A 26,535-nucleotide genomic window follows, 5' to 3' on the forward strand; every position below is an offset into this window, starting at 1 on the left:
ACGTCGTCCGATACTGAAAAAACCAGAAAAATCAACGGAGACGACGATGCCCGGCATACCGGTATCCATCGTGGGCAGCGGCCATACGCCCTTCGGCCGCCTGGACGCCCTGAACCTCGAACAGCTTATCGTCATGGCCGCCACGGAGGCGATCGAGGATGCCGGCGTGGACCCGGCCAGCATCGACGCAGTGTTCCTGGGCAATTTCAACGCCGGCCTGGTGCCTGACGCCTTCGCCGCCTCGCTGATCCTGCAGGCCGCGCCGGCGCTGCGCTTCAAGCCGGCCACCCGTTGCGAGAACGCCTGCGCCTCCGGCTCGGCGGCGCTGCATGCCGGCATGCGCGCCATCCAGGCGGGCGCTGCGCGCACCGTGCTGGTGGTGGGCGCCGAGAAAATGACCTCGCGCACCACGGCCGAGGTTACGCAAGCGCTGGCCGGCGCGGGCTACAAGAACGATGCCGCCGAGGCCGGGCTGAGCTTTCCGCAGCTGTTCGCCCTGGCGGCCGGCCAGTACGCCGAGCGCTACGAAGATCCGCTGCCCGCCATGGCCCGGATCGCCGCCAAGAACCACGGCAACGCCATGGACAACCCGCTGGCGCAGATGCACCGGCCCATGGACGCGGACTTCTGCAATACCGTGTCCGACAAGAACCCCCTCATCGCGCCGCCCTTGCGCCTGACGGACTGCTCGCTAGTCACCGACGGCGCGGCGGCGGTCGTCCTGACCGCCGCCGAACATGCGGCGGCGTTCGCCCGCGAAGTGCGTATTCGCGCGGCCTGCCAGGTCAACGATTTCCTGCCGCTGCGCGGCCGCGACCTGCTGGCCTTCGAAGGTCCGCGCCGCGCGATTTCGCAGGCCTATGCCGACGCCGGAATCGGCGCGGGCGACCTGGATTTCGCCGAGGTGCACGACTGCTTCACGATCGCCGAGCTGCTGATCTACGAGGCGATGGGACTGGCCCCGGCGGGACAGGGGCGGCGGGCCCTGGACGACGGCACCGTGCTGCGCGACGGCAGCCTGCCGGTGAACCTGTCCGGCGGCCTGAAGGCCAAGGGGCATCCGGTCGGCGCGACCGGCGTGTCCATGCACGCGCTGGCGTTCCGCCAGCTCACCGGCCGCGCCGGCGGCATCCAGCGTCCCGGCGCCGAACTCGGCCTGGTGTTCAACATGGGCGGCGCGGCGGTGGCCAACTATGCCTCGATCCTGCAGGCAGCCCGGGCCTGAGTTTTCGCTCCCGCATCATGAATATTTCGAACTGGCTGCACGCCGCGGCCCTGCTGCATCCCGACAATCCGGCCCTGTTCCAGGGCGACCGCCTGCACGCCGACTACCGGTCCTTCGCGCTGCGCGCCGGCGGCCTGGCGCGCTGGCTGGCCGGACACGGCGTGACCGAGGGCGACCGCGTCGCGCTCTTCATGAAGAACCGGGTCGAGTACCTGGAGCTGTTCTACGCCTGCTGGTGGATCGGCGCCATGGTGGTGCCGGTCAATCCGAAACTGCATCCCAAGGAAGTGGCCTGGATTCTGGACGATTCGCAGGCCCGGGTCGTGCTGACCGACACCGCGCAGGATCTGCCGGGCGATTGCGTGCCCGCGGCGTGCCTGCATTTGGAACTCGACGGCCCTGCCTATGAAGAGGCGGCCCGCGCCGGGCTGGCCGACGGCCTGCGCGCGCCGCTCGCCCTGGCGCCCCAGGCGCTGGCGTGGCTGTTCTATACGTCCGGCACCACCGGCCGTCCCAAGGGGGTGATGCTGACGCATCGCAACCTGGTGGCCATGTCGCTGTGCTACGCCGCCGACGTCGAAACGGTGGCGGCCGGCGACAGCATGCTGTATGCCGCGCCCATGTCGCACGGCGCCGGGCTGTACCACTTCGTGTACGTGCGCCGCGCCGCGCGCCATATCGTGCCCGCCAGCCGCGGCTTCGATCCGGCCGAGATCCTCGACACGGCCGAGGCCTGCGGTTCGCTGTCCTTGTTCGCGGCGCCCACCATGGTCAAGCGGCTGGTCGAGCAGGCGCGCCGCGACGGGCGCGACGGACGCGGCCTGCACACCGTCATCTACGGCGGCGGCCCCATGTACCAGGCCGACATCCTCGACGCCCTGCAGGTGCTGGGGCCGCGCTTCGCCCAGATCTACGGCCAGGGCGAAAGCCCCATGACCATTACCGCGCTGGCGCGCGAGATCATCGCCGACCGCGCGCATCCGCGGTGGCAGGCGCGCCTGGCCTCGGTCGGCGTGGCGCAGAGCTGCATGGAAGTGCGCGTGGTCGATGCGTCCATGGCGGACGCGCCGGCCGGCGTTGAAGGCGAAGTGATCGTGCGCGGCGACGCCGTCATGGCGGGCTACTGGAACAACGAAGCGGCCACGCGCGCTACGCTGGTCGACGGCTGGCTGCGCACCGGCGATATCGGCCGGCTGGACCAGGAAGGTTTCCTGACGCTGACCGACCGCAGCAAGGACGTGATCATCTCGGGCGGCTCGAACATCTATCCGCGCGAAGTGGAGGAGGTGCTGGCCCGCCATCCGGCCGTGCTCGAAGTGGCGGTCGTGGGGGCGCCCAGCGCCCAGTGGGGCGAGGAAGTGGTCGCCTTCGTGGTGTTCAGGCCGGACGCGCAGGCGCCGGCAGAGGAGCTGGACCGCTGGTGCCGCGCCGAGATCGCCGCGTTCAAGACCCCCAAGCGTTATTGCTTTCGCGCGGAGCTGCCCAAGAACAGCTACGGCAAGATTCCCAAGACGGAGTTGCGCGAAGCGCTGCAGGCCGAAACGGCAGCGCGCCCCGGCACGGCCTGACGCACAGGCCGGCCCAATCAACCACCAGGAGACAACAATGAGAAGACGCGATTTCATCAAGACCGCCGGCCTGCTGGCCGGCGTCTCGGCCCCCGCGGTCTGGCCGTCCCGGCTGCTGGCGGCGGACAAGCCCGTATCCATCAAGTTCGACAGCTACATCGCCGAGACGGCCGGGCCTTCGCGCCTGGACGACTGGTTCCTCAAGCAGCTGGAGACGCGCAGCAACGGCGCCGTCAAGGTGCGCCGCTACTGGGCGCAGTCGCTGAATAAAGTGGGCGAGCACCTGTCGGCGGTGCGCGACGGCACCTCCGAGATGTCGCTGATCTCGCCGGGCTACTACCAGGCGCAGCTGCCGGTCACGCGGGGCCTGGAGTGGTACTACCGCATGAACCGCGCCGACGCGCTGCACCTGGTGTGCCGCGACGTCTACGAGCAGTTCCAGCCGCTGCGCGATGAATGGGAAAAGCGCTACCGCGCCAAGGTCATGTACTGGACCAACTGGTACTACGCGCCGCTGGTCACGCGCGAGCCGATCAAGTCGGTGGAGGACATCCGCGGCAAGCGCATCCGCGGCTACGGCGTGGCCAATGACGTGATCCAGCGGCTGGGCGGCACCGCCGTGCCGATGGCCGCGCCCGAGGTCTACACCGCGCTCGAACGCGGCGTGCTGGACGGCGTGTACGGGTTCGACTTCATCACGGCGGTCGGCTACAAGCTGCACGAGATCGCGCCTTACTTCACCGATATCGGCGACGGTCCGCACGGGCCGTCCGCCACCATCATCAACATGCGCACCTGGGAAGCCTTCCCGGAGCCGGTCAAGGCGCTGTGCAACGACATCGTGGGTGAAATCTACGGCGGCAAGTACACCGAGATTTTCGACGCGGCCGCGCGCCAGTACGTCAAGACGGCGCTGGCCGAAGGCGCGAAGTTCTCCTCGCTGTCCGACGAGGAAAAGCGCAAGGCCAAGGCGCTGGTGCAGCCCGCCGAAGTCCAGGCCTGGCTCGACAACGTCGCCAAGCCCGCGCGCATCGACGGCGCGCGCATGCAATCGCTGATCGACGCCGCCATCGCCAAGTACGACCCGCAGGGCACGCTCAAGCGCTTCGACGAGCTGGCCGCCCAGGCATGACCCATGGCGGCCGCGGCCAGGCGCCTCCTGCGGGGCGCCGCCGCGCCGCCTTCTTCTTCGAACGGCCTCCACATGAATGAAGAAACCCCGCTCGGCAAGCTGCTGCTTGCCCTCTCCAATATCATGGGCGCGATCGCCCTGGCTTTCCTGCTGTTCATGATGCTCGGCACCACCATCGACGCAGCGTTTCGCACCATCGCCGGCAGTCCGCTGCCGGGCCTGTTCGAGATGTCCGAGCTCAGCATGGTGATGATCGTCTTCATGGGCCTGGGCTGGACGCAGCTCGATGACGCGCACATCCGCGTGACCATGGCCCGGAAATGGCTGCCGGAGGCGGCCGGGCGCGCGCTCGACTGTCTGGCCTGGTTGCTGGCGGCCGCGATGCTGGCCGTGCTGGCCTATCCGGCCACCGGCGAGGCGATCGAATCGGTGGCGATCCGCGAGTTCCGCTGGGGCTATGTCGAGGTCCCGATCTGGTGGGCCAAGGCGGCCGTCGCCATCGGCCTGTGGTTCGGCGCGCTGCAGATGCTTTTCTGCGCCGTCCGGGCGCTGTGCAGCCGCGCGCCCAGGCGCGCGGCCGACGCCGCGACCGCCGCAATGCACTGAGGAGCCGGCATGGACACCACTACCGCCACGCTGATCGCCACCGGCCTGATCTTCGTCCTGATGCTGCTGGGCACGCCGGTGTTCGCCGCGCTGGGCCTGGCCGGCGTCGCCGGCATCGTCATGGTCGAGGACTTCGGCTTCGTCCTCAACCGCCTGAAATCGTTTTCGTACGCGCAGTCGGCCTCGTACCTGCTGACCGTCATCCCGCTGTTCATCCTGATGGGCGCGTTTGCGCATCATGCGGGCGTGGGCGCGCGCCTGTTCAACGTGGCGCGCAAATGGGTGGGCCATTTCCCGGGCGGCCTGGCGATGTCGTCGGTGCTGACCTGCGCCGGCTTCGCCGCCACGTCCGGCTCCAGCGTGGCCACCGCCGCCACGGTCGGGGCGGTGGCCATTCCGGAGATGAAGCGCGCGGGCTACGACCCGCGGCTGTCGGCCGGCGCCGTGGCCGCCGGCGGCGTGCTGGGCGTGCTGATTCCGCCGAGCGTGCTGCTGATCTTCTACGCCGCGCTGACCGAAGTCTCGGCCGGCAAGATGCTGGTGGCCGGCGTGCTGCCGGGCCTGCTGTCCACGCTGGTGTTCGTGGCGGGCATCTGGGTCGTCGCGGCCAGCGGCCGCGTCGGCGCGGCCCCGCTGCCGCGCCATGGCTGGGGCGAACGCCTGGCCTCGCTCAAGGACGGCTGGCAGGTGGTGATGCTGTTCGTGATCGTGCTGGGCGGCATCTACCTGGGCATCGTGACGGCCACCGAGGCGGCCGCCGTGGGCGCGCTGGCCGCGCTGATCATGCTGCTGTGCGCGGCGCAGGCGCGCGGTTCGCTGCGCGGCAAGCTGTACGAGAGCTTCCGCAACGCCATCACCACCACCGTGATGATCCTCTTCACCATGCTGGGGGCGGGCATCTTCAGCTTCTTCCTGAGCCTGGTGCAGGTGCCGCAGCAGATCGCCGAAGTGATCGTCGCATCCGACGTCTCGCCCACCCTGATCGTGATCCTGCTGCTGCTGGCCTATGTGCCGATGGGCATGTTCCTGGACGCATTCTCGATGCTGGTGATCACCTTGCCGATCATGTTCCCCACCGTCGTGTCGCTGGGATTCGACCCGATCTGGTTCGGCATCCTGGCGGTCAAGATGTGCGAAATCGGCCTGATCACGCCGCCGGTGGGCTTGAACGTCTTCGTCATCGCGGGCATAGACCGCAGCACGCCGCTGACCAAGATCTTCCAGGGCGCCTGGTGGTTCGTCATCATGGAATTCATCGCCACCGCCATCCTGTTCGCCTTCCCGGCCATTGTCACCCTATTGCCCGAAATGATGCTGGGCAAATGACGCCGCGCATCCGGCAAGGGAGCTTCCATGCAGCAAGAACGAACCCATGTCGCGCTGGTCACGGGCGGCGCCTCGGGCCTGGGCCGGGCCGCGGCCCAGGCGCTGGCCGCGCGCGGCGACAAGGTGGCGGTGGCCGACCTCCATCGCGACGGCGCGCTGGCATGTGCGCAGGAGATCGTCGCGGCCGGCGGCCAGGCCGTGGCGCTGGCCATCGACGTGACCGACGACGCCTCGGTGGCGCAGGCCTTCCGGGAAGCCGAGGCCGCGCTCGGCCCGATCGACGTCCTGGTCAATAGCGCCGGGATCATGGGCGTGGCGCCGCTGCTGGACTACCCCATCGCGGACTGGGAGCGGATTCTCGCCGTCAACGTCACCGGCACCTTCCGCTGCGCGCAACGCGCAGCCGCCGGCATGGCCGCGCGCGGCTACGGCCGCATCGTCAACCTCGCCTCGATCAGCGGCGTGCGCGCCGGCATCGGCCGCGCCGCCTACGGCACCTCCAAGGCCGCGGTCATCGGCCTGACCCGGCAACTGGCCATGGAGCTGGGCCCGCTCGGCATCACCGCCAATGCGGTCGCGCCCGGGCCGGTGGTCACCGCCATGACGGCCGACGCCTATACGCCGGAAACCCGCGCCGCGTTCGAGGCCATGCTGCCGGTGGGCCGCCTGGGCACCGCGCAGGAGATCGCCGAGGCCATCGTCTTTCTGGCCTCGCCGGGCGCGGGCTACATCAACGGCCACATCCTGGCCGTCGACGGCGGCTACCTGGCGGCCGGCGTGAGCCGTACCGGCAGCGTCTCGCGCTGACGGCCGGCCGCAAGCCTCAGGCCTTGCGGTCGACCATGATGATGCGCGAGACCAGCTCGGCGGTGTTCTTGACCTCCAGCTTGCGCATGATGCGGCCGCGGTGCACCTCGACCGTGCGGTGCGAAATCTTCAGGCGCGCGGCGATCTCCTTGCAGCTCAGGCCGTTGACGACGTAGCCGGAAATCTCGCGCTCGCGGCGGGTCAGGTTGGCGGTCTTGACCGGATTGTCGGCGATCCGCTCGAAGCTCCAGATCATCAGGTCGAAAGGATCGTCGGAGGTCAGCGTGATGCCGCGCGCGCGGGCCCAGAAAATTTCGCGGTTGCGATGCTGCATGAAGCGTTCGTCTTCGTAGTAGCAATTGCTCTGCAGGTGATTCAGGCAGCGCTGGCCGATCTCGTGGTAGTCCGCCCGCGACGGATACAGCTTGAGGATCGATTCGCCCACCAGCTCTTCGCGCTTGTAGCCGAACAGGTGCGCGAACGCGTGATTGCACTCGGATATCTTGCGGGAACGACAGACGACCTGCGGAGCAGGCGATTCCGTGAATGCCAACAACGCCAGATTGTGGTCCCGCATGCCTGTCTCCGTTTATCGCTCTATCGAGGACATATATACCGCAGCCGCGGCCGGCCCGACAACGGCCAGGCCGCGGGGCTCGTGCACAATCTAGGCTTGTTCCAAGAGGAGACACATATGGAGACTCTCGATTCGATAGTGAACGGCGTCAACGGCCTGGTGTGGGGGCCGCTGATGCTGGTGCTGATTCTGGGCACGGGCCTGTTCCTCATGCTGCGGCTGGGCTTCATGCCGCTGACCAAGATCGCGGCGGGCTTTCGCCTGGCGTGGCGCAGCCGCGCCAAGGGCGACGAATCCACCGGGGAGATCAGCCCGTTCCAGGCGCTGATGACCAGCCTGGCCGCCACGGTGGGCACCGGCAATATCGCCGGCGTGGCCACCGCCATTTTCCTGGGCGGTCCGGGCGCGCTGTTCTGGATGTGGGCGACGGCCCTGGTGGGCATGGCCACCAAGTACAGCGAAGTGCTGCTGGCCGTGCACTTCCGCGAGAAGGACCCGCGCGGCGAATTCACCGGCGGGCCGATGTACGCGATCCGCAACGGCCTGGGCCCGAAGTGGGCCTGGCTGGGCGCCTTGTTCGCGCTATTCGGCGGCCTGGCCGGATTCGGCATCGGCAACATGGTGCAGGTCAACAGCATGGCCGACGCGCTGGGCGCTTCGTTCGGCGTGCCCGACTGGGTGACCGGCCTGGTCTGCATGGCGCTGATCGGGCTGGTGGTGCTGGGCGGCATCCGCCGCATCGGCGCGGTGGCCGAGGCGCTGGTGCCGTTCATGTGCGTGGCCTATATCGTGGCGTCGGTGATCGCGCTGATCGTCATGGCCGAGGCCATCCCGACCGCGCTGGCGCTGATCTTCACGCATGCGTTCTCGCCCGTCGCGGCCACCGGCGGCTTTGCCGGGGCGGCGGTGATGGCCGCCATGCGCTACGGCGTGGCGCGCGGCATTTTCTCGAACGAAGCCGGGCTGGGCACCGCCGGCATCGTGCAGGCGGCGGGCACCAGCAAGAGCCCGGTGCGCTCGGGCATGATCGGGATGATCGGCACCTTCATCGACACCATCGTCATCTGCACGATGACCGGCCTGGTCATCGTGTGCTCGGGCTTGTGGACCAGCGGCGCCAGCGGCGCGGTGCTGTCGGCCGCCGCGTTCGACGCGGCGCTGCCCGGCATCGGCCGCTACGTCATCGCGGTGGCGCTGGCGATCTTCGCCTTCACCACCATCCTGGGCTGGAGCTATCTCAGCGAGCGCTGCTGGGAGTTCCTGGTGGGCGTGCGCGCCATCCTGCCGTTCCGGATCGTCTGGGTGATCGCCGTGCCGTTCGGCGCCATCGCCCACCTCGATTTCGCCTGGTTGCTGGCCGATACGCTGAACGGGCTGATGGCGGTGCCCAACCTGATCGCGCTGGTGCTGTTGTCGCCGCTGGTGGTGAAGCTGACGCGCGAGCATTTCGCCGCGAACCGCGAATAGCCCGCCCGCGCCGGCCGTGCTACCGGCGCGTGTACCGGTATCCCGGCGGGCAAGCGACATGCCCGGGCAAGAGGATGCGCTTGCAGCGCACAGGCCATGCTTGCCCGATTTTAGGGCGGCGGCGCCTTCAAGCCGGTTCGAGGCGCAGCGTCAACTGCGGCCTGACGCGGGCCGGGTCGCCGTCGATGGGCGCGGCCACCGCGCCCAGGCGGCGGGCGCCGCGCGACAGGTAGAACGGTTCGGCATGGGGCTCGGCGTCGATGTGCATTTCCGTCGCGCCCAGCGCGTGCGCCCGATCGGCCGCGTGGGCGAACAGGCGGCGGCCGAAGCCCTGTCCGATCAGGCCGGGGCGGATCCACAGATTGTCCAGCGCGCAGATGCCGTCGCCGCCAGGCTCCAGCGTGTAGAAACCTATCAGGCCGTCATCGTTTTCGGCCACCACGAACGGCCGCGCGCCGATCCACGACGCATGCGGCGTCAGGTCGTCGCGCCATTGCTCCAGTTGCCGGGCCGAATAACCCCAGTGAGCCTTGGAAGCCAGCGCAAGCGCGCCCAGCGCGGGCAGATCGGAAACGGTTGCGGAGCGAAAACGCATGAAGATTCTCGAAATCGGGTTGCAGGGACGCCAGCCGGGTTTTATTTCCAGTTATTTCTGAATGGCTTCAGAACAACTGCGATCCGGCCTGGAATTCGTGGGTCTGGATGGTATCCGAATATCGCCGCTTCGATAATAAAGATGGTATCCGCAGATGCGCGCTGAACAAACCGGATGCCATCCATTTAGCCAATGAAATCATACGGTTGGTATCCAATCGCACTATTTCAATTATCTAGCCCTTGTTTGACCGCTAATTCTTTTTATTGCCAAAAAAGCGGTATACATTGCGTCCTTTTTTCGCGGAAGCCCATTCAATTTCAGGCAGGCCGGATTGTTACGTAAAAACACTTTTACAGCAATTCGGTAATGCGGAATTAATGCGGCAGTTAATCGAGATAGGGAGTATCTACGTTGATACAGGGCACGAAGAAATGGCTGACGGCGACGCTCGCGCTGAGCGCGTCCTACGGAGGTAGCGTCATCGCTGCGGACCTGACCGTGACGTCGGGCGATACGCGGGTGTTTGACGGTTCGGTCAATTTTCCCGGTGGGGTCGACGTCAGCGGCGGCACGCTGGTGATCGGCGGCAATGGCGGCGGGGCGGGCGTCACGCTGGGCGGCGGCGTCAACGCGACATCGAACGGCACCATCGCGGGCTTCGGTTCGATCAACGGCGATCTCAATGTGAGCAATGCGCGCGTGGCGCCCGGTTATTCCGTGGGCACGCCGACCGGGGTCTCCAACGGCAATCTGGTCGTCAACGGCAATGTGTCGATGAACAACGCGGTGTTCGACTTCGAGACCGGCTACGCGGGCCTGCCCATCACGCAGCCCGGCACCGGCGACAACATCACCGTGCGCGGCGACGTGGCGCTCAACAACACGACGCTGAACGTCTCGGTCAACACGCTGGGCGTGAACGCCGGCTACTACCGGATCATGTCGTACACCGGTTCCCTGAGCGGCAACGGCCTGACGCTGGGTTCAGTCACCGGCGACTCGACGCCCGGCGCGACCATCCAGACGCTGACCGGCGACAAGCAGATCAACCTGATCCTGGGCCCGAGCACGACCAACCTGTGGAACGGCGACGGCCTGGCCTCGGCCACCCGCGCCGGCGGCGGCAGCGGCACCTGGAACGCGGGCAGCGCGAACTGGAGCAGCCCGACCAACGCCACCGGCGCCTTGCCCGATGCGGGCTACGCCATCTTCGCCGGCCAGACCGGCGTGGTGAACGTCGAAGGCCCGGTGCGCGTGTCCGGCATCCAGTTCGCCACCGACCGCTATCGCCTGCAGGGCGCGCCCATCACCCTGGTGGGCAGCGGCGGCAATCCGCCGGCCATCGTCGTGGGCGACGGCACCTATGCTTCGGGCCAGTTCGTCGACATCATCGACAACCCGCTGCAAGGCACGCAGGGCTTCGTCAAGACCGGCCCGGGCTCGGTGATCCTGACCGCCGACAGCAGCGGCCTGACCGGCCCCATCCTGATCGCCGACGGCGCGCTGGAAATCGACGGCAAGCTCAACGGCCCGGTCGATATCGGCCGCGAAGTCGTGCTGGCCGGCGTCGGCCAGCTGGGCAGCACCACGCTGTATCCGACCGCGGTCGTGTCGCCCGGCAACGACGGCTCGCCCATCGGCACGCTGACCATCAACGGCAACCTCGACTTTGGCGAGAACACCATCTATCGCGTGCACGCCGATCCGGCCAGCAACGCCAGCGACCGCATCCACGTCACCGGCGTGGCCAGGCTGGACGGCTCCGTGGCGCACGTGGGACCCAATGGCAACTACGCGCCGCGCACCACCTACAACATTCTGACCGCCGACGGCGGCGTGCAGGGCCGCTTCACCGGCGCCACCAGCTCGTATGCGTTCCTGACGCCCACGCTCAGCTACGACGCCAACAATGCGTTCATGACGCTGGCGCGCAATGACGTGCCGATCGGCGACATCGGCGGCACCGACAACGAAAGCAGCGTGGGCGACGCGCTGGACAAGGAAGAACCGCCGGCGACGGGCGGCGACAAACCCGCGACCGGCGGCGACCAGCCCGCGACCGGCGGCGACAAGCCTGCGACCGGTGGCGACAAGCCCGCGACCGGTGGCGACCAGCCTGCGACCGGCGGCGACAAGCCCGCGACGGGCGGTGACCAGCCCGCCACCGGCGGCGACAAGACCCCCGTGACGGGCAGCGGATCGTCCACGCCGACCGCCGGCGAATCGCAGCTGGTCGGCAGCGGCATCGCCGCGGACAAGACCACGGGCGCCAGCCAGGTGGCGACGGCCGTGCTCACCATGACGCCGGAGCAGGCGCGCTCGGCCCTGAAGCAGCTGTCGGGCGAAGCCTACGCCAGCACCGCCAGCGTGCTGCAAAGCCAGGCCGACACCGTGCGCTCGCTGCCGCTGGCGCATCTGCGCGGCAACCTCGACGCGCCGATGCTGGCGGGACGGCCCACGGCGCAGCTGGGCGCGCCGTCGTCCGACGCCATGCCGCAAAGCGGCGCATCGCCGATCTGGGCGCAGGCCTTCGGCAACTGGAGCCATTTCGGCGGCGACGGCAACGCCTCCAGCCTGAGCCAATCGGCCGGCGGCCTGTTCGTCGGCGGCGATGGCGAGGTGGGCGGCGGCTGGCGCCTGGGCGGCGCGGTCGGCTACACCGGCAGCCATGCCTCGATCGACGACGTGGCCTCGCGCACCAGCATCGACAGCTATACGGCGACGCTGTTCGGCGGCCGCAACTTCGCGGCCGGCCCCGGCCACATCCGCTTCATGGCGGGCGCGGCCTACACCTGGCACGACATCGACACCAAGCGCGACGTCGCGGCCGGCAGCCTGAACCAGCAGCTCAAATCGTCGTACAGCGCGTCCTCGACGCAGCTGTTCACCGAACTCGGCTACAAGCTGCCGCTGGGCGACGCCTACACCGTCGAGCCGTTCGCCGGCCTGGCCTGGAACCAGGTCCGCACGCGCGACTTCGAGGAATCGGGCGGCACCGCGGCGCTGCACGGCAAGGGCAGCACCGATGACGTGACCAGCACCACGCTGGGCCTGCGCGGCGCATGGCAGTTCGGTTCCGACCGCGCGCCGGGCCGCCTGACCGCGACCCTGGGCTGGCGCCACGCCATGGGCGACGTGAAGCCGCGCCAGGAACTGGCGTTCGACGGCGGCAGCACGTTCTCGGTGACGGGCGTGCCGATCGCGCGCGACGCCGCGGTGCTGGGCCTGGGCGCCGAAGTGGCGATCACGCGCAACACCACGGCCGGCTTCGCCTATGACGCCCAGTTCGGCGGCGGCAATCGCCAGCAGTCCGGCATCTTCAGGCTGGCCGTGCGTTTCTAAGGCCGTGCATTTCTAATGCCTGCGCGCCCGATCCGCGCGGGCGCCGCGAGCCGCGGCGGGCCGGTTTCGTCCGGTCCGTCGCGGCTCTTTTTCGTTCTATTAACAAAAAGAATCAATATCATTTAGAATTCGGAGCACTCTACTCACGCAGCCATCGCACAGTCCGTTCCATGTCTTTGCTCAAGCGTCGCAGCACTTTCGACCTGTTCTACAGCGAGCATCATGCGTGGCTTTTCGGCTGGGTCCGGCGCAAGCTGGGCTGCCGTTCGTCGGCGGAAGACCTGGCCCAGGACACCTTCCTGCGCCTGCTGCAGCGGGGCGGCGTCGAAGATGTGCTGCAACCGCGCGCCCTGCTGGCCACCATCGCAAGGCGCCTGATCATCGACGAAAGCCGCCGCCAGGACATCGAGCGCGCGTACCTCGACACTTACGCCGCCCTGCACGCGTCGGGCTGCGCGCCCTCCTCGGAAAGCGTGGCCGCGGCGGTGCAGGCCCTGACCGCGCTGAGCCTGGCCATCGACAGGCTGCCCGGGCAGGCTGGCCAGGCCTTCCTGATGAGCGTGTTCGACGGCATGCTGCACAAAGACATCGCGCTGGCGCTGAAAGTGTCGGAGGCCACGGTGCGCCGGCATATCGCGCTGGCCTTGCTTGCCTGCCGCGACGCATTCGTGCAGGCGGGCTGGAACCCGGGGCCGTGAACGACGACAGCGTCCAGCGCAAACTGCTCGAAGAGGCCGCCGACTGGCACGGCCTCATGAGTTCGGGCGAGGTCAGCGCGCAAGACCGCGAAGCCTGCCGCCAATGGCGCGAGCGCAGCGCCCGCCACGAGGCCGCCTGGCAGGAACTGGACCGCGTATGGGCGATCTTCGCGCAGCAGGCGCAGGCGCTGCCCGGCGGTCGCGCGCGCGCCATACTTTCCGCTGGCCGGAAATCCCGCACCAAGGGCCGTCGGGCCCTGCTTGCGCTGGCGCTGCTGGCTCCCCTGACCGCCTTGTTGCTGCATTACGCGCCGCCGGCCTGGCTGCTGGCCGACCACCGCAGCCACGTGGGCGAACTGCGCGAACTCTGGCTGGCCGACGGCAGCACGCTGGTCCTGAACACCGACAGCGCGGTCGACGTGGTCTACACCGGTACTGAGCGCCGCATCATGCTGCGCCAGGGCGAAGTGCTGGTGAAAGTGGCCGCGGACCCGGCGCGCCGTCCTTTCGTGGTCCGCACCGAACAGGGCGAGGCCACGGCCCTGGGCACGCGCTATGTGGTCAGGCAACTGCGTGGCGCCACCGAAGTCCTGGTGACCGAATCACAGGTCAAGGTCTGCCCGGCGCAGGCCGAACCGTGCGCCGCCGTGCCGGCGGGCCAGGCGGTGCGCATGACGCGCCAGGGCCTGGGGCCTTTGCGCGCGATCGACGCCGACGGCGCCGAGGCCTGGGCGCATGGGCGCATCTCGGTGCGCGATGCGCCGCTGCCCGACGTGCTGGACCAGCTGGCGCGCCATCGCCGCGCCTATTTCTGGTTCGACCGCCAGGCGTTGCAGGGCCTGCGCGTGTCGGGCGTCATGCCGCTGCAGGGCGACGAGGCGCTGCAGGCCCTGGAGGAGCTGCTGCCGATCCGCGTCGAGCGGGTGCTGCCCGGCGTGCTGCGCATTACGCTCCGCTGATTTGTAACGGCATTGCGCGCTTCTCGATGCCCGGCCGTCCTGTCCTTCAGTTCCACACCTGAAGGGTTCCACACCATGAAGCACCTACCTCGCCGACACGCGTTCCGCGGCATTCTGCATTGCGCGCTGACGCTGGGCGGCGCAGCGGCCGCCGCGCTGCCGGCCGCCGCCCTGGCGCAGGCCGCCGCGACGCTGGACGTTCCGGCCGGTCCGCTGGACGCGGCGCTCAACCGCTATGCGGCGCAGGCCGGCCTGGTGCTGGTCTACGACCCGGCCCTGATGCGTGGCCTGCGCAGCCCCGGGCTGCATGGCTCCTACCCGCCCGACGCCGCGCTGGCCGCGCTGTTGCGCGACACCGGCCTGATGGCGCGCCGAGGCGACGCCGGCCGCTACGCCATCGTGCGCGAGCCGGCGGGCGCGGCGCAGCTCGAAGCGGTCACCGTCGACGGCTACTCGCTGGGCGAAAGCAGCGAGGCGCTGGGCGGCTACGCCATACCGGCCACCGCCACCGCCACCAAGCTCGACCTGTCGCTGCGCGAAACGCCGCAGACCGTCAGCGTCATGACGCGCCAGCGCATCGAGGACCAGAACCTCAACAGCGTCAGCGACGTGCTGCAGCAGGCGCCCGGCATCTCGGTGCAGAACATGGGCAGCGAGCGCTTCAACGTCTATTCGCGCGGCTATGCCATCGACCAGTACCAGCTCGACGGCGTGCCCACGGTGGTCGAGGTTGGCACGCAGGACGTCGCGCCCAGTTTGGCCGACACTGTGGTCTACGACCGCGTCGAGGTCCTGCGCGGCGCCGCCGGCCTGATGAGCGGCGTGGGCGAGCCGGCGGGCACGCTCAATTTCGTGCGCAAGCGCCCGACCACGCAGTTCCAGGGCCATGTCTCGGCGGGGGCCGGCTCCTGGGACCGGTTCCGGCTGGAGGCCGACGTGGCCGGCCCCTTGAACCCATCGGGCAGCGTGCGCGGTCGCGCCATCGCCGCGCAGCAGCGCGGCGGCAGCTTCATCGATTACTACCGCGAAAAAAAGGACGTGCTCTACGGTGTGATCGAGGCCGACCTGACCGCCACCACGCAACTGACCGCAGGCATCGACTACCAGCGCAAGCAGCCCACCGGCACGCTGGGCGGGCTGGGCACGCCGCTGTTCTACAGCACGGGAGAACAGGCGGACCTGCGCCGGTCGCGCAGCGTGGCGGCGCGCAACAACTTCTTCGACGTCGAAGCCGTGACGGTGTTCGGGTCGCTGCGCCAGGAACTGGGCGGCGGCTGGACCGGCAAGCTCTCCTTCAACCGGCTGGAAAGCCAGCGCGACTTCCAGACCGCGATGGCTTCCCTGACCGCCGGCTTCGCCAACCCCGTCACCGGCGCCGGCGTGCCGCTCTGGATTCAAGGCGGCAACAGCCGGCAGGTGCAGACCGGCCTGGACCTGCATCTCGAAGGGCCGTACACGCTGTTCGGGCGCGAACACCAACTGGTGGCCGGCGTGTCGTTCACCGAGTCGGACACCAAGTCGGACGTGATGCGCGACGTCAGCGGGGCGGCCGCGGCCAATCCGTTCAATCTCTACGGCTGGCGCAATCAGTCGGTGCATCCGGACCTGGTCAAGAACTACGACAACGACACCTATACGCGGGAAAGCGGCGCCTACCTGGCCACGCGGCTGCGTCCGACCGACAGGCTTTCGCTGATCGCCGGCGCCCGCGTCAGCAACTACAAATGGCACTACCAGCAGTTGTTCGCCGCGCCCGCCAGCCGGCCCTTCGACCAGGACATGCTGGCCGAGGAAAACGGCCGGGTCACGCCTTATGCCGGCGTGCTCTACGACCTGGACGACAGCTCCACGATCTACGCCAGCTATGCGTCGATCTACAAGCCGCAGTACTACCGCGACCGCAACGGCCGCATGCTGGACCCGCGCCAGGGCGAGAACATCGAACTGGGCTGGAAGGGCGAATTCGCCAATGGCCGGCTGGAGGCGTCGGCGGCCGTCTATGAAATCCGCCAGGACAACCTGGCGATCGCCGACGACGGCCAGATCGTGCCGGGCACCGACAACGTGGCGGCCTACCGCGCCGTGCCGGGCGCCAGGACCCGCGGCCTGGACCTGGAACTGACCGGTGAACTGAGTCCCGGCTGGCAGGTGTCCGCGTCCTATGCCTACAACCGCAGCGAGGATGCAGACGGCAAGCGCATCAAGACCGTCATGCCCGAACATCTGGTCAAGGTCTGGACCACGTACCGCCTGCCGGGCGACTGGAACCGCACGGTGGTGGGCGCCGGCGTGAACTGGCAGAGCAGGATCCATTACTCCGCCACGCCCTGGCAGCTCGGCCGCACGGTCACGGCGAGCCAGCCGGCCTACGCCGTGGTCAACCTGATGGCCAGCCACGAGTTCAGCCCATCGCTGACCGCGACGCTGAATCTGAACAACGTGTTCGACAAGAAGTATCTCGATAGCCTGGACACGACCTTCAACACCGGCTACTACGGCGCGCCGCGCAACGCCATGCTCAACCTGAAATACCGCTTCTAGGTCCTGCCGGATCCGCTTGCCCGAAGGCCCGCCTGCGCGCGGGCCTTTTTCATTCCGGCCGGCCCTGCGCGGCCGCGTCTTTATTTCTGAAATATTGCCGTGGTGGTGACTTGAATTTGAAGCGGTGACATTTCATTGGGTAATCAGCAAATAACTCCAGGTCAGCGCGCGCATGGTTTCAGCCAGATTAATCAAAATCAACAAAAACCAATTTCAATATTTACTAACAATATCCGGGCGCGATTATGTTGCCATTTATGTAATGGATGTAATCGTTTGAGGGATTTCCCGGGGTTTATTGCGACCGATCCGATTTATTTCCACAGCAATATAAATTTTTAGAAAGAAATTTGCTGTTCGGCCCATCTACGATTCGTGGGCTCGTCGCTCGGCAAGCTCAGCCGGGTATCTGGATGTAAACAATCTACAAGCAATACGCCCGTCCAAACACGAACGTATTTCGATGTCATGTCGATTACTCGTCTTTGGATGTCAATTTCTAGTGTCGCACGACACGACGAAAACAGTGAGGTCCCCCGTGGTAAAGAGAATCGCAGTGTGTGGCCTTGGATATGTCGGCCTGCCGGTAGCAGTGGCATTTTCCAAGCGCTTTGATGTCATCGGTTTTGATGTGGACAAGCGGCGAATCGCGCGACTGAAAGAGGGTGATGACTGGACAGGCGAGATCGAACGCGATGCATTGCTTGCTTCCCCCATGCAGTTCACCCACCAGGTCTCGGAACTGGAAGGCTGCGATTTTTTCGTGGTCGCCGTGCCGACGCCCGTCGACGAACGCAATAACCCCGATTTTTCGCTGCTGGTGCGCGCCTGCCAGTCCATAGGCCCGGTGCTGCGCCCCGGATGCATCGTGGTCTTCGAGTCCACCGTCCATCCCGGCGCCACCGAGGAAATCTGCGGTCCCGAGCTGGAACGCGCCTCGGGCCTGCGCTGCGGCGTCGATTTCAAGCTGGGCTACAGCCCCGAACGCATCAACCCGGGCGACCGCGAACATCCGCTGGAGAAGATCGTCAAGATCGTGTCCGGCCAGGACGAGGCCTCGCTGGAAGTCATCGCCGGGGTCTACGAACAGATCATCGACGCCGGCGTGCACCGCGCTTCCTCCATCAAGGTGGCCGAGGCCGCCAAGGTGCTGGAGAACACGCAGCGCGACATCAACATCGCGCTGATGAACGAGATGTCCAAGATCTGCGACCTGGTCGGCATCCGCACGTCGGAAGTCCTGGCCGCCGCCGGCACCAAGTGGAACTTCCTGAAGTTCACCCCCGGCCTGGTGGGCGGGCACTGCATCGGCGTGGACCCGTACTACCTGACCTCCAAGGCGCAGGAGATGGGCTACCACCCCGAGGTCATCCTGTCGGGCCGCCGGATCAACGACGGCATGGCCAGCCACGTCGCTTCGCGCGTGGTCCAGACCCTGGCGCGCAACGGCCGCCTCGACGCCTCCACCCGCGTCGGCATCCTGGGCATGACGTTCAAGGAAAACGTGCCCGACATCCGCAATTCGAAGGTGGTGGATCTGTACAACGCCCTGGGCGCCTACGGCATCACGCCGACGGCGTGCGACCCGATGGTCGACGTCGAGCAGATGGAGCACGAGTACGGCATCAAGCTCGTGCCGCGCGAGGAGTTCCGCGACATGGACGTGCTGATCCTGGCGGTCCCGCACCGCGAAACCATGGAAACCATCTGGGAAGACCTGCCGACCCTGGTCAAGCGCGGCGGCATGGTCTGCGACCTGCGCTCGGTGCTCGACAGCAAGCGCCTTTCCTCCGACCTCTTGTACTGGACTCTTTAAGTTCGGGCTCGTCATCCATCACTACAGGAGAGACCCTGAATGGCTGCATTTACCATTGCTCCGATAGGCACCTGCCGCATCCACACGCCGCTGCGCGATGCGGTGGGGCGTTACCCGATCAAGCTGCAACTGGGGCGCAACTACGGCTTCGTGCACACCAGCACCGAGGCGCTGCAGCAGGCGCGCTTCATGTTCGGCGAACGCGACATCCCCACCGACGTCCAGCGCCTGATCTTCCGCCCGTCCAACGGCGAGCAGGCCCGCTACGGAACGCACAAGCCGGCCGACCTCTACATGGTCGAGCTGTCCTCGCGCAAGCTGCTGACCATCGACGGCTATCCCATCCAGTCCAACTACCTGGTGCGCTACTTCAGCGAGTTCTTCGCCGATCGCACGCGCACCCGCATGTTCTGGTCGCTGGCCCATCCCGACCGGCTGGATGAGCGGCGCGCCCAGCTGGAGCAGGACGCGGTCTACAAGAGCCTGTCTGCCGAGGACGCCAGCCTGCTGGCCCGCATCGTCAAGCGCGACCTGCCCGACGAAGAGGTCGAGCAGGAAATGCAGCAGCTGGTCGACCTGCTGGGCAAGGACAAGGTGGTGTTCGTCACCCACGTCAACGCCCTGACGCCGGACAACGTGCCGATCGAACAGCGCCAGCAGCTGATCGCCGCGATGACCGCTGGCGCCGAACGCATCGGCGTGCCCTGCTACGATCCGACGCCGCTGATGAACAAGATCGGCCAGGCCGAGGCGATGGAGCAGGGCGGGCTGGACCTGACGCACTACACCTCGGTCTTCGCCGAGCGCCTGGGCGCCGAGTGGTACAAGAACTACATGCGTTCCCGCATGGGCGCGTCCACCTCGCAGCCCGCCGTGGCCAAGCTGAGCGCCGAGGACAGCGCCGAGCGCATCGAGAAGCTGTGGGATTCGGGCGAGCTGCGCGAAGCCTCGCGCCGCCTGCGCGACGTGCTGCGCCGTCATCCCGGCCTGCCCGACCACGTGCTGCTGTCGGCCCGCATCCAGGAAGAGCTGGGCGATTACGAAGGCTCGCTGGCGCTGCTGGGCAGCGCCGACGGCTCGGTCGCTTCCGGCAGCAAGGCCGAGCAGATCCTGATGCGCAATCATTTCAAGCTGGGCCGCCACGACGTGGCCTATCCGCTGGCCGCCGGCCTGCTGGGCGATGAAATCGAAACCCCCGAGATCGTGCGCACCGCCGCCGTCTGCGCCGGCCAGCTGGGCTATGCGGACGAGGCCCTGAGCAACTGGAAGCGGCTGTTCCGCATCTCCGCGCCGCAGGACGCCTGGGCGCTGGAGGCGGCCGACACGGTGCTGTCGCTGCTGCAGGCCAGCGGCGACATGGAGGCCGCGATCCGCTGGGTGCACGAGGTGCGCGCAGCCAATCCGTCCTACGGCCGCGGTTTCGCGGTGCTGTGGCGCGACCGGCTGGTGGCCGGCGACCGCGCGGGCCTGCGCGCCCTGGCGTCCGAGACGCCCGCGCTGGAGCCGATGGAAGCGCTGGAGCTGGTCAAGGAAGCCTCGTGGCGCGGCAGCATCATGGCGGCGGCCACGCTGGCGGTCTCTTGCGGCTTGAACGACAGCGAGAATGAAGAGATCCAGTCCTGGCTGCAGTCGCAGTCGCCGGTCTGGGCGGAAGAAGGCGCCCGCGCGCTGGAAGAGGGACGCCTGCGCGACGCGGCCGAACGCATCTGCGCGCATCGCCTGCTCAATCCCGAGGCGCTGACCGGGGTGCGCGCCCAGCGCGCGTTCGAGCGCGCCATGCGGCTGGGCGTGCGCGCCGCGCTGCTGGCGGGCAACCACAAGGAAGTCATGGACCTCACGGACATCGCCCTGGACACCCAGGCCGATTTCCCCGAGCTCGACGCCATGCGCGGCCGCGCCGCCGACGCGCTGGGCGACAAGCAGACCGCCATGCGCCATCTCCAGCGCGCCGCGGCCGCCGAATCCGCGCCGTTCAGCGCCAAGCTGTTCTTCGCGCGGGCGGCGTTCAACGGCGGCTGGTTCGGCGAAGCCATCGACGCCTACAAGGCGGTGCAGGCCCATGCCTCGGCCGACCAGGGCGCGAAGGAAGAAGCGGAGCGCCAGCTCGGCCGCCTCGGGCCGCGCGCGATCCGCGGCGCCCGCGAAATGTTGTCTGCCGGCGACCACCAGGGCGCCTGGACCCTGCTGGACCGGGTCGGCCGCTCGTGGCCGGAGATGACGGAAATCGACCACGAAAAGCGCCGCGTGCTGGCCGTGCTGTACGCCGAGGCGCGGGCGCTGGATTCGTCCAGCACCAATGAGCGCCTGGCGCTGGGCGAACGCATCCTGCAACTGGTTCCGGACGATCCCGTCGGCCTGCGCCTGGCCGCCGTCGGCGCCATGCGCCTGCACCGCTTCGAACAGGCCCTGCCGTACTGGCGCCTGCTCAAGGAACGTTCCGACAACCCGGCGCAGTTCGACCACTACATCCAGCGTTGCCTGGTGTGGATCGAAAAGGCCAATCGCAGGAAGGCGGCATGAACCCACCATTGATGACCGAACAGGAGGACCAGGCCTCCCAGCTCCAGCACGTCCAGGCGCAGCTCGAGGAAATAGTCGCGGCGTCGGGGCGGGTTCAACTGGCGCAGGAAAACCTGGTGCGCGCCCACGCGCTGGCGCGCGGCCACATGGCCGACTCGAAGGTGCGCTATCTGCTCTTGCGCCTGAAAGAGGCGGCCGGCCTGAACGAGGGCATGTCCGAGCAGTGGTCCACGCTGCTGAACGAATGCCCGGACGACCTGGAGATCGTGCGCTATTGTGCGACCCGGCTGGTGAAGGAACGGCACCTGGACGACGCGCTGGCGCTGGTCGACCGCCATCTGCCCGAGACCTCGAAAAGCCCGGCCCGGCTGTTCGCGCGCGCCAAGCTGCTCAGCGACATCCGCGCCCATGAGCAGTCCGACGCGCTGTTCCGCCGGCTGATCGCGCACTACCCGGATCGCAACATGCGCATCGAGTTCGCCAAGCGCCTGCGCAAGCGCGGCCTGGTGGCCGACGCGTTCGAGGCCATCGCGCCCGTGGCCGACCAGCTCGCGCCCGGCAGCAAGGCCGAGGAACTGGCCAGCGGACTGGCCAGCGACTACGCCTTCTACCAGGCCCTGGAGCCGGACCGCGAGCTCAGCGGCAAGGACGTCCGCATCATTTCGATGAAGCATGCGATCCTGCACTTCCGTGGCCGGGAGATTCCCGAGCAGTCGCCGGACAAGCCGGTGTCGGTTGCGCTGGTCACGGGCAGCCTGGGACCGGGCGGCGCCGAGCGGCAGTTGACGCGGCTGGCCAACGAGCTGACCCGCATGGCCGAGTCGCCCGAGCGCCGGCCGTCCTCGGTCGTGATGCGGCCTGAGAAAGTCGAAGTGATGGTCAAGCAGCACACCGAGCCCGCGGGCTCGCCCAAGAAGCAGGGCCTGGACTTCTTCCTGCCGGTGCTGACCAAGGCGCAGATTCCGGTCACGGAGATCAACAAGCTGCCCGCCGTCTCGGTGTCGCACCAGCAGGTGCCGGACGCCGGCCTGGGCCGCCTGCTGGAGCAGCTGCCGCCGCCGGTGCACTACGGCGTGACGCGGCTTGCGCCGGTGCTGCGCACCAATCCTTTCGACGTGGTCAGCCTGTGGCAGGACGGCACCTGCCTGTTCGGGGCGCTGGCGGCGCTGCTGGCCGGCGCGCCCACCATCCACCTGGTGTTCCGCGGGCTGCCGCCCAACATCCGCAAGGACCGATTCCGCGAAGAATATCCCGAGCTGTACCAGGCCCTGGCACAGGTGCCCGGCGTGTACTTCGTCAGCAACAGCCGCAAGGCCGCCGAGGCCTATGCGGAATGGCTGGGCATACCCATCGTGCGCTTTCACGTGCTGTACAACGGCGTGCCGGACCTGGCGACCGACGCTTCGGCGACGGACGAGGAAAAGTGGCGCGCCTTCCAGCAAAGCACGCCCGACGCCACCGAGACCATCGGCGGGGTGTTCCGGCTGGAGCCGGACAAGCGGCCGCAGCTCTGGATCAAGATGGCCGCGCAATACCTGAAGCGGCGGCCGCAGGCGCGCTTCGTCATCGTCGGCGACGGCCGCCTGCACGACAACATCGTGTCGCTGGCCGAGGAGCTGCGCGTGACCGACAGGCTGCTGCTGGTGGGCCTGTCCAACCACGTGGGCTACTGGTATTCGCAGATGGACACCAGCGTGCTGCTTTCGCGCTACGAGGGCCTGCCGAACGTGCTGATCGAGGCCCAGCTGCTGGGCGTGCCGGTGGTGTCGACGCCGGCCGGCGGCGCGGGCGAGTGCTTCGTGGAGAACGTCACGGGCCATCTGCTCAGCGACGTCGAGCATCCGGACATGCACGAGGCCTGCGACAAGGTCGCCTCCATGGTGGACCTGGCGCGCAGCGACGCAACCATCAAGGAACAGAGCCGCCATCGCGCGCAGAAAGTGTTTTCGCTCGACGCCATGCTGCGCAAGTTCCTGAGCCTGTGCGTGCCGGTCATGCCGGTGTCCGAGAACGACGAGCGCATCGATTTCCCGATGCAGCGGATGCTGGCCTGAGTCCGCACCGATCCAACCGATGTCCTGGAGATAAAGGTAGTTATGCAAATGAACGTCCCGGCCTGGGGTCCGCGTAGAAAGGCGGCCCTGGCCATGCTGCTGCTTGCCACCGCGACGCTTGCGGGGTGCCAGCTGCCGCGTTCCGGGCCGATGCTGAGCGAGATGACGGGCGCCCACGACGACAAAGACGTCGTGGTGATGCCCGTCTCGCGCGAGCTCGCGCAGGCCAGCAGGGTGCCCGACGTGGCCGATTTTCCGGTGAGCTACCGCGATCTCACGCAGGCCGGGTTCGACCGCCTGGTTCCCGGCGACGGCATCAACGTGAAAGTGTGGGAGCGCGGCGGGCTGGGCGTGTTCGCGGCCGACCCGTCCGGCGTGAGCGACCTGGGCAACCAGGAAATCAATCGGCAGGGCTATGTCCAGTTCCCTATCCTGGGCAAGTTCCAGGCCGCCGGCATGACGCTCGCGCAGCTGCACGACGCCATCGTGGCGCGCCTGAGCAAGCTGGTCATGGGGGCCGACGTCAGCGTGACGCGCGCGGCCGACGCGCGCGGCCAGATGGTCACCCTGCAGGGCAACATGACCAAGCCCGGCATGTATCCCATCACCCAGACGTCGCAGCGCCTGAGCAGCGCGCTGGCGCAGGGCGCGCCGGTGCAGACCAATCCGGAACAGCTGGTGATCAGCCTGCGCCGCGACAACCAGGTGGCCTCGGTGCGGCTGTCGGACATCTACCGCAACCAGAACAACGACATCCTGCTGCGTCCGGGCGACGTCATCACCGCCTACGACTCGCGCGAATACCTGACCGTGCTGGGCGCGGCCGGCAACCAGGGCCGCGTGGCCATCAGCAAGCGCAACTACAGCGTGCTGGACGCGCTGGCCGACGCCCGCGGCCTGGACGACAAGACGGCCGACCCGCGCTCGGTGTTCCTGTTCACGCCCGCCACGGCCGGCGTGGACGGCAAGCCGGACAAGCTGCCGGTGGTCTACCAGTTCGACATGACCCGGCCCGAGCAGGTGGCGCTGGCGCGCGAATTCACCGTGCACGAAGGCCAGGCCATCTATATTTCGGACGCGCCGTTCACGCAGGTGCAGAAGGTCCTGTCGGCATTCCGCGTCACCATGAGCGCCGGCTTCAGCGCCACGCGGGCGATCGACAGCGATTCGGGTTCCTCCAACTCGTCGGCCATCACCCAATAGCGTGTCGATGAGCAACGAGGACAGGATCAAGGGATGGCGCTCGCGCCGTAAAAGCAGCGACTACGCAGTAGGGTCCGGCGCCGCGGTCTGGCGCCTGGACCCGGCCGCGTTGTTCGAGGCCCAGGCCAAACCGGACGTGCTGCTCAAGCCGCTGCTGGCGCGGCTGCAGGGCGAGCCGCACGATTCGGTGGCGGCCCGGCGCGCGGTGTACGAGGCCGTGCAGGCCGAGCTGGACGCGGAGATCGGGCGCAGCAAGGTCGACGAGACGCTGGCCGACTTTTCGCGGCGCCGCCTGCGCATCATCGTGCGCCTGCTGGAACAGGACATACGCGAGGGCGTGGAGGTGTTCGCGCCCGGCTACATGCCGGCCAGGCTGGTGGCCGAGGACGCGCGCCTGGCCGCGGCGCACGCGCGGCGCGTGGAGCGGCGCAAGCAGGACGAGGCGCGCGAGGCGCGCCGCCATGCCTCGCGCAACGACATCGCGATGGAGATCGAGCTGTCGCCCGACGAGGCCGGCGATCTCGCGACGCTGCGCGAGCGCCTGCAAGTGCTGCACGAAGCGCCGCAGCCGACGGCCGCGCGCGGCCGGCCGGTGGGACGCACGCTGCTGGCGATGGTCATCTACCAGCTGCACGTCATGCACGGCGAGAGCCGCATCGCGCTGCTGTGGGCGCTGGTCGGGCCCGTGGTGCTGCTGACGCTGATTTCGTCGCTGTACATCCTGATGGGCACGCACTTCATCATGGGCATGGACGTGCAGACCTTCTCGCTGCTGGGAGCCACCACCTGGATCATGTTCCGCCAGGTCATCTTCAGAAGCAGCGCGGCCTACGTGTCGGCCCGCGGGCTGCTGAATTTCCAGGGGGTGACGCCGCTGATGTGCGCGCTGGTGCAGGCGATGATCTATGTATCGGTGTACCTGGTGGTGTTCGCGGTGCTGATCAGCGCCGGCCATGCGCTGGAGCTGATCACGCTGCCGCAGAGCTGGGCGGGCTTCGTGCTGTACGTGGTGCTGATGGGATGCTGCGGCTCGGCCATGGGCCTGCTGTTCGGCTCGATCGCGACCTTCTGGCCGTTCTATCTGCGGCTGGCGCCGGTGATCGAGCGCTTCCTGCAGATCTTCGCGGCCGTGTTCTTCGTGTCGGAACAGCTGCCCGAGCAGCTGCGTCCGTGGATGCTGTGGTCTCCGTTTGCCCACGGCATGCAGCTGCTGCGCTCGGTCTATTTCGACGCCTACGAATCGCAGGACGCGAGCCTGGGCTACTTCCTGACGGCGCTGGTGTTCCTGTTCGTGGTCGCCCTGGCGGGCGAACGGCTGGCCCGCCCCAATGTCCAGCCGATGTGAGGCAAGACGATGATCCATCTCAATGGCGTGACCGACGAGCCTTATGCCTACGGAAGCCGGCAGCCGCTGCTGTCGCGCGCCACGCTCGACATTCCGGTGGGCCGCTACGCCCTGATGTCGCCGGCGCCGGAAATGCACCGCCAGCTCGTGGACCTGCTGTGCAATCTGCGGCCGCCGCGCCAGGGCTTCGTCAAGCACGACGGCAACGTCTCGTGGGCGATAGGCCGCCAGGGCTTCATCCGCGGCAAGGCCAGCGGCCTGAGCATGATCGACTTCGTGTGCGAGATGTACGAACTGGACGCCGACGCCACCTACGAACTGGTCGCCGACCTGGTCAGCGACCCGAAGTTCCTGGCCAGGCCCATGGAGCACTGGCCGCTCTACGCGCGGCAGGAGTTTTCGTTCGCGCTGGCGCTGGCGCCGGCGTTCGACGTCTACGTGATCGAGGGGTCCATTCCTTTCGAACCCTGCCGTTTCACCCGGCTGTGGCTGGCGCTGTTCGAAGAGCGGCTGGTCGGCCGGACACTCATTTTCTCCAGTTACCGCCAGAACCAGCTGGCGGACTACTGCTACAAAGGCTTGATTTATGAACGAAGCGCCCTCCGCATCGAAGACGACCTCGACCAATGCCTCCAGAAGTACCCGCCGAGGCGATCAAGAGGCGACTCCGGCGGCGCAGGCGATGAGCTCCTCGCAGGAAACTTCGAGGAAAGCCAGTTCGGCTTCTGAAGGCGGCTCGGAGATCGCGCGC

The 26,535-nt window shown here is 67.8% G+C and carries 19 protein-coding genes; 17 read left to right on the top strand and 2 right to left on the bottom strand.

What is annotated here, in order from left to right; all coding sequences use genetic code 11:
- Positions 1–46: 46 nt before the first annotated feature.
- From AC1M14_RS01110 to AC1M14_RS01135, 6 genes are all read left to right on the top strand, one after another.
- The gene (locus tag AC1M14_RS01110) at positions 47–1,225 is read left to right on the top strand and encodes an acetyl-CoA acetyltransferase (RefSeq protein ID WP_479730794.1); all 1,179 of its coding nucleotides are present in this window, start codon (positions 47–49) and stop codon (positions 1,223–1,225) included.
- Positions 1,226–1,242: 17 nt separating this feature from the next.
- Positions 1,243–2,793, top strand: coding sequence for a class I adenylate-forming enzyme family protein (locus tag AC1M14_RS01115; RefSeq protein ID WP_479730795.1), 1,551 nt, complete (start codon positions 1,243–1,245; stop codon positions 2,791–2,793).
- A gap of 37 nt (positions 2,794–2,830) precedes the next feature.
- Complete coding sequence (locus AC1M14_RS01120) at positions 2,831–3,925, top strand: C4-dicarboxylate TRAP transporter substrate-binding protein (RefSeq protein ID WP_102773097.1); 1,095 nt, start codon at positions 2,831–2,833, stop codon at positions 3,923–3,925.
- 72 nt (positions 3,926–3,997) lie between these two features.
- Positions 3,998–4,531, top strand: coding sequence for a TRAP transporter small permease (locus AC1M14_RS01125; RefSeq protein WP_102773098.1), 534 nt, complete (start codon positions 3,998–4,000; stop codon positions 4,529–4,531).
- Positions 4,532–4,540: 9 nt separating this feature from the next.
- Positions 4,541–5,857, top strand: a complete 1,317-nt coding sequence (locus AC1M14_RS01130) for a TRAP transporter large permease (RefSeq protein ID WP_102773099.1) — start codon at positions 4,541–4,543, stop codon at positions 5,855–5,857.
- A gap of 27 nt (positions 5,858–5,884) precedes the next feature.
- Positions 5,885–6,664: an SDR family NAD(P)-dependent oxidoreductase gene (locus AC1M14_RS01135; RefSeq protein ID WP_111826163.1), complete on the top strand. Its 780-nt coding sequence runs from the start codon at positions 5,885–5,887 to the stop codon at positions 6,662–6,664.
- 16 nt (positions 6,665–6,680) lie between these two features.
- On the opposite strand, the gene AC1M14_RS01140 is transcribed toward AC1M14_RS01135, so the two are convergent.
- On the bottom strand, positions 6,681–7,241 hold the full coding sequence (locus AC1M14_RS01140; protein ID WP_102773101.1) for a LuxR family transcriptional regulator: 561 nt from the start codon (positions 7,239–7,241) through the stop codon (positions 6,681–6,683).
- Positions 7,242–7,358: 117 nt separating this feature from the next.
- Here AC1M14_RS01140 and AC1M14_RS01145 point away from each other — a divergent pair, with 117 nt between their 5' ends.
- Complete coding sequence (locus tag AC1M14_RS01145) at positions 7,359–8,708, top strand: alanine/glycine:cation symporter family protein (protein WP_479730796.1); 1,350 nt, start codon at positions 7,359–7,361, stop codon at positions 8,706–8,708.
- 127 nt (positions 8,709–8,835) lie between these two features.
- Here the strand turns inward: AC1M14_RS01145 and AC1M14_RS01150 are convergent, their stop codons facing one another.
- Complete coding sequence (locus AC1M14_RS01150; RefSeq protein WP_479730797.1) at positions 8,836–9,303, bottom strand: GNAT family N-acetyltransferase; 468 nt, start codon at positions 9,301–9,303, stop codon at positions 8,836–8,838.
- A gap of 414 nt (positions 9,304–9,717) precedes the next feature.
- Between AC1M14_RS01150 and AC1M14_RS01155 the strand changes: the two genes are divergently transcribed.
- The 10 genes from AC1M14_RS01155 to AC1M14_RS01200 all read left to right on the top strand — a co-directional run bounded on the left by AC1M14_RS01155 (position 9,718) and on the right by AC1M14_RS01200 (position 26,513).
- Positions 9,718–12,648 (top strand): autotransporter family protein, encoded by a 2,931-nt coding sequence (locus AC1M14_RS01155; RefSeq protein WP_479730798.1) that lies wholly within the window; start codon positions 9,718–9,720, stop codon positions 12,646–12,648.
- Between the two features lie 170 nt (positions 12,649–12,818).
- Entirely contained in the window at positions 12,819–13,346 is a 528-nt protein-coding gene (locus AC1M14_RS01160) for a sigma-70 family RNA polymerase sigma factor (RefSeq protein WP_102773105.1), read from the top strand.
- A complete protein-coding gene (locus AC1M14_RS01165) occupies positions 13,343–14,305 on the top strand; it encodes a FecR domain-containing protein (RefSeq protein ID WP_479730799.1) in 963 nt (320 codons plus the stop codon). Before AC1M14_RS01160 ends, AC1M14_RS01165 begins: the two co-directional genes overlap by 4 nt.
- A gap of 75 nt (positions 14,306–14,380) precedes the next feature.
- Positions 14,381–16,846 carry a TonB-dependent siderophore receptor gene (locus AC1M14_RS01170; protein ID WP_479730800.1) on the top strand — a complete coding sequence of 822 codons (2,466 nt, stop codon included), beginning with the start codon at positions 14,381–14,383 and terminating at the stop codon, positions 16,844–16,846.
- 556 nt (positions 16,847–17,402) lie between these two features.
- Positions 17,403–18,662, top strand: coding sequence for a nucleotide sugar dehydrogenase (locus tag AC1M14_RS01175; RefSeq protein ID WP_111826157.1), 1,260 nt, complete (start codon positions 17,403–17,405; stop codon positions 18,660–18,662).
- A 39-nt stretch (positions 18,663–18,701) separates the two neighbouring features.
- Positions 18,702–21,182, top strand: a complete 2,481-nt coding sequence (locus AC1M14_RS01180; RefSeq protein WP_479730801.1) for a hypothetical protein — start codon at positions 18,702–18,704, stop codon at positions 21,180–21,182.
- Positions 21,179–23,236 carry a glycosyltransferase gene (locus tag AC1M14_RS01185; RefSeq protein WP_111826155.1) on the top strand — a complete coding sequence of 686 codons (2,058 nt, stop codon included), beginning with the start codon at positions 21,179–21,181 and terminating at the stop codon, positions 23,234–23,236. The genes AC1M14_RS01180 and AC1M14_RS01185 overlap by 4 nt, the downstream gene beginning before the upstream one ends.
- Positions 23,237–23,278: 42 nt before the next feature.
- Complete coding sequence (locus AC1M14_RS01190) at positions 23,279–24,439, top strand: polysaccharide biosynthesis/export family protein (RefSeq protein WP_102773112.1); 1,161 nt, start codon at positions 23,279–23,281, stop codon at positions 24,437–24,439.
- A gap of 7 nt (positions 24,440–24,446) precedes the next feature.
- Positions 24,447–25,784: an ABC transporter permease gene (locus AC1M14_RS01195; protein ID WP_102773113.1), complete on the top strand. Its 1,338-nt coding sequence runs from the start codon at positions 24,447–24,449 to the stop codon at positions 25,782–25,784.
- A gap of 9 nt (positions 25,785–25,793) precedes the next feature.
- The gene (locus tag AC1M14_RS01200; RefSeq protein WP_479730802.1) at positions 25,794–26,513 is read left to right on the top strand and encodes an ATPase; all 720 of its coding nucleotides are present in this window, start codon (positions 25,794–25,796) and stop codon (positions 26,511–26,513) included.
- Positions 26,514–26,535: the final 22 nt, after the last annotated feature.

Source organism: Achromobacter sp. SX5 (genome assembly GCF_056711425.1).

What these genes read in the sequence shown, in the direction of transcription:
- AC1M14_RS01110 (WP_479730794.1), top strand. Translation starts at nt 47, where the DNA reads ATGCCCGGCATACCGGTATCCATCGTGGGCAGCGGCCATACGCCCTTC.
- AC1M14_RS01115 (WP_479730795.1), top strand. Translation starts at nt 1,243, where the DNA reads ATGAATATTTCGAACTGGCTGCACGCCGCGGCCCTGCTGCATCCCGAC.
- AC1M14_RS01120 (WP_102773097.1), top strand. Translation starts at nt 2,831, where the DNA reads ATGAGAAGACGCGATTTCATCAAGACCGCCGGCCTGCTGGCCGGCGTC.
- AC1M14_RS01125 (WP_102773098.1), top strand. Translation starts at nt 3,998, where the DNA reads ATGAATGAAGAAACCCCGCTCGGCAAGCTGCTGCTTGCCCTCTCCAAT.
- AC1M14_RS01130 (WP_102773099.1), top strand. Translation starts at nt 4,541, where the DNA reads ATGGACACCACTACCGCCACGCTGATCGCCACCGGCCTGATCTTCGTC.
- AC1M14_RS01135 (WP_111826163.1), top strand. Translation starts at nt 5,885, where the DNA reads ATGCAGCAAGAACGAACCCATGTCGCGCTGGTCACGGGCGGCGCCTCG.
- AC1M14_RS01140 (WP_102773101.1), bottom strand. Translation starts at nt 7,241, where the DNA reads ATGCGGGACCACAATCTGGCGTTGTTGGCATTCACGGAATCGCCTGCT.
- AC1M14_RS01145 (WP_479730796.1), top strand. Translation starts at nt 7,359, where the DNA reads ATGGAGACTCTCGATTCGATAGTGAACGGCGTCAACGGCCTGGTGTGG.
- AC1M14_RS01150 (WP_479730797.1), bottom strand. Translation starts at nt 9,303, where the DNA reads ATGCGTTTTCGCTCCGCAACCGTTTCCGATCTGCCCGCGCTGGGCGCG.
- AC1M14_RS01160 (WP_102773105.1), top strand. Translation starts at nt 12,819, where the DNA reads ATGTCTTTGCTCAAGCGTCGCAGCACTTTCGACCTGTTCTACAGCGAG.
- AC1M14_RS01170 (WP_479730800.1), top strand. Translation starts at nt 14,381, where the DNA reads ATGAAGCACCTACCTCGCCGACACGCGTTCCGCGGCATTCTGCATTGC.
- AC1M14_RS01180 (WP_479730801.1), top strand. Translation starts at nt 18,702, where the DNA reads ATGGCTGCATTTACCATTGCTCCGATAGGCACCTGCCGCATCCACACG.
- AC1M14_RS01185 (WP_111826155.1), top strand. Translation starts at nt 21,179, where the DNA reads ATGAACCCACCATTGATGACCGAACAGGAGGACCAGGCCTCCCAGCTC.
- AC1M14_RS01190 (WP_102773112.1), top strand. Translation starts at nt 23,279, where the DNA reads ATGCAAATGAACGTCCCGGCCTGGGGTCCGCGTAGAAAGGCGGCCCTG.
- AC1M14_RS01195 (WP_102773113.1), top strand. Translation starts at nt 24,447, where the DNA reads ATGAGCAACGAGGACAGGATCAAGGGATGGCGCTCGCGCCGTAAAAGC.
- AC1M14_RS01200 (WP_479730802.1), top strand. Translation starts at nt 25,794, where the DNA reads ATGATCCATCTCAATGGCGTGACCGACGAGCCTTATGCCTACGGAAGC.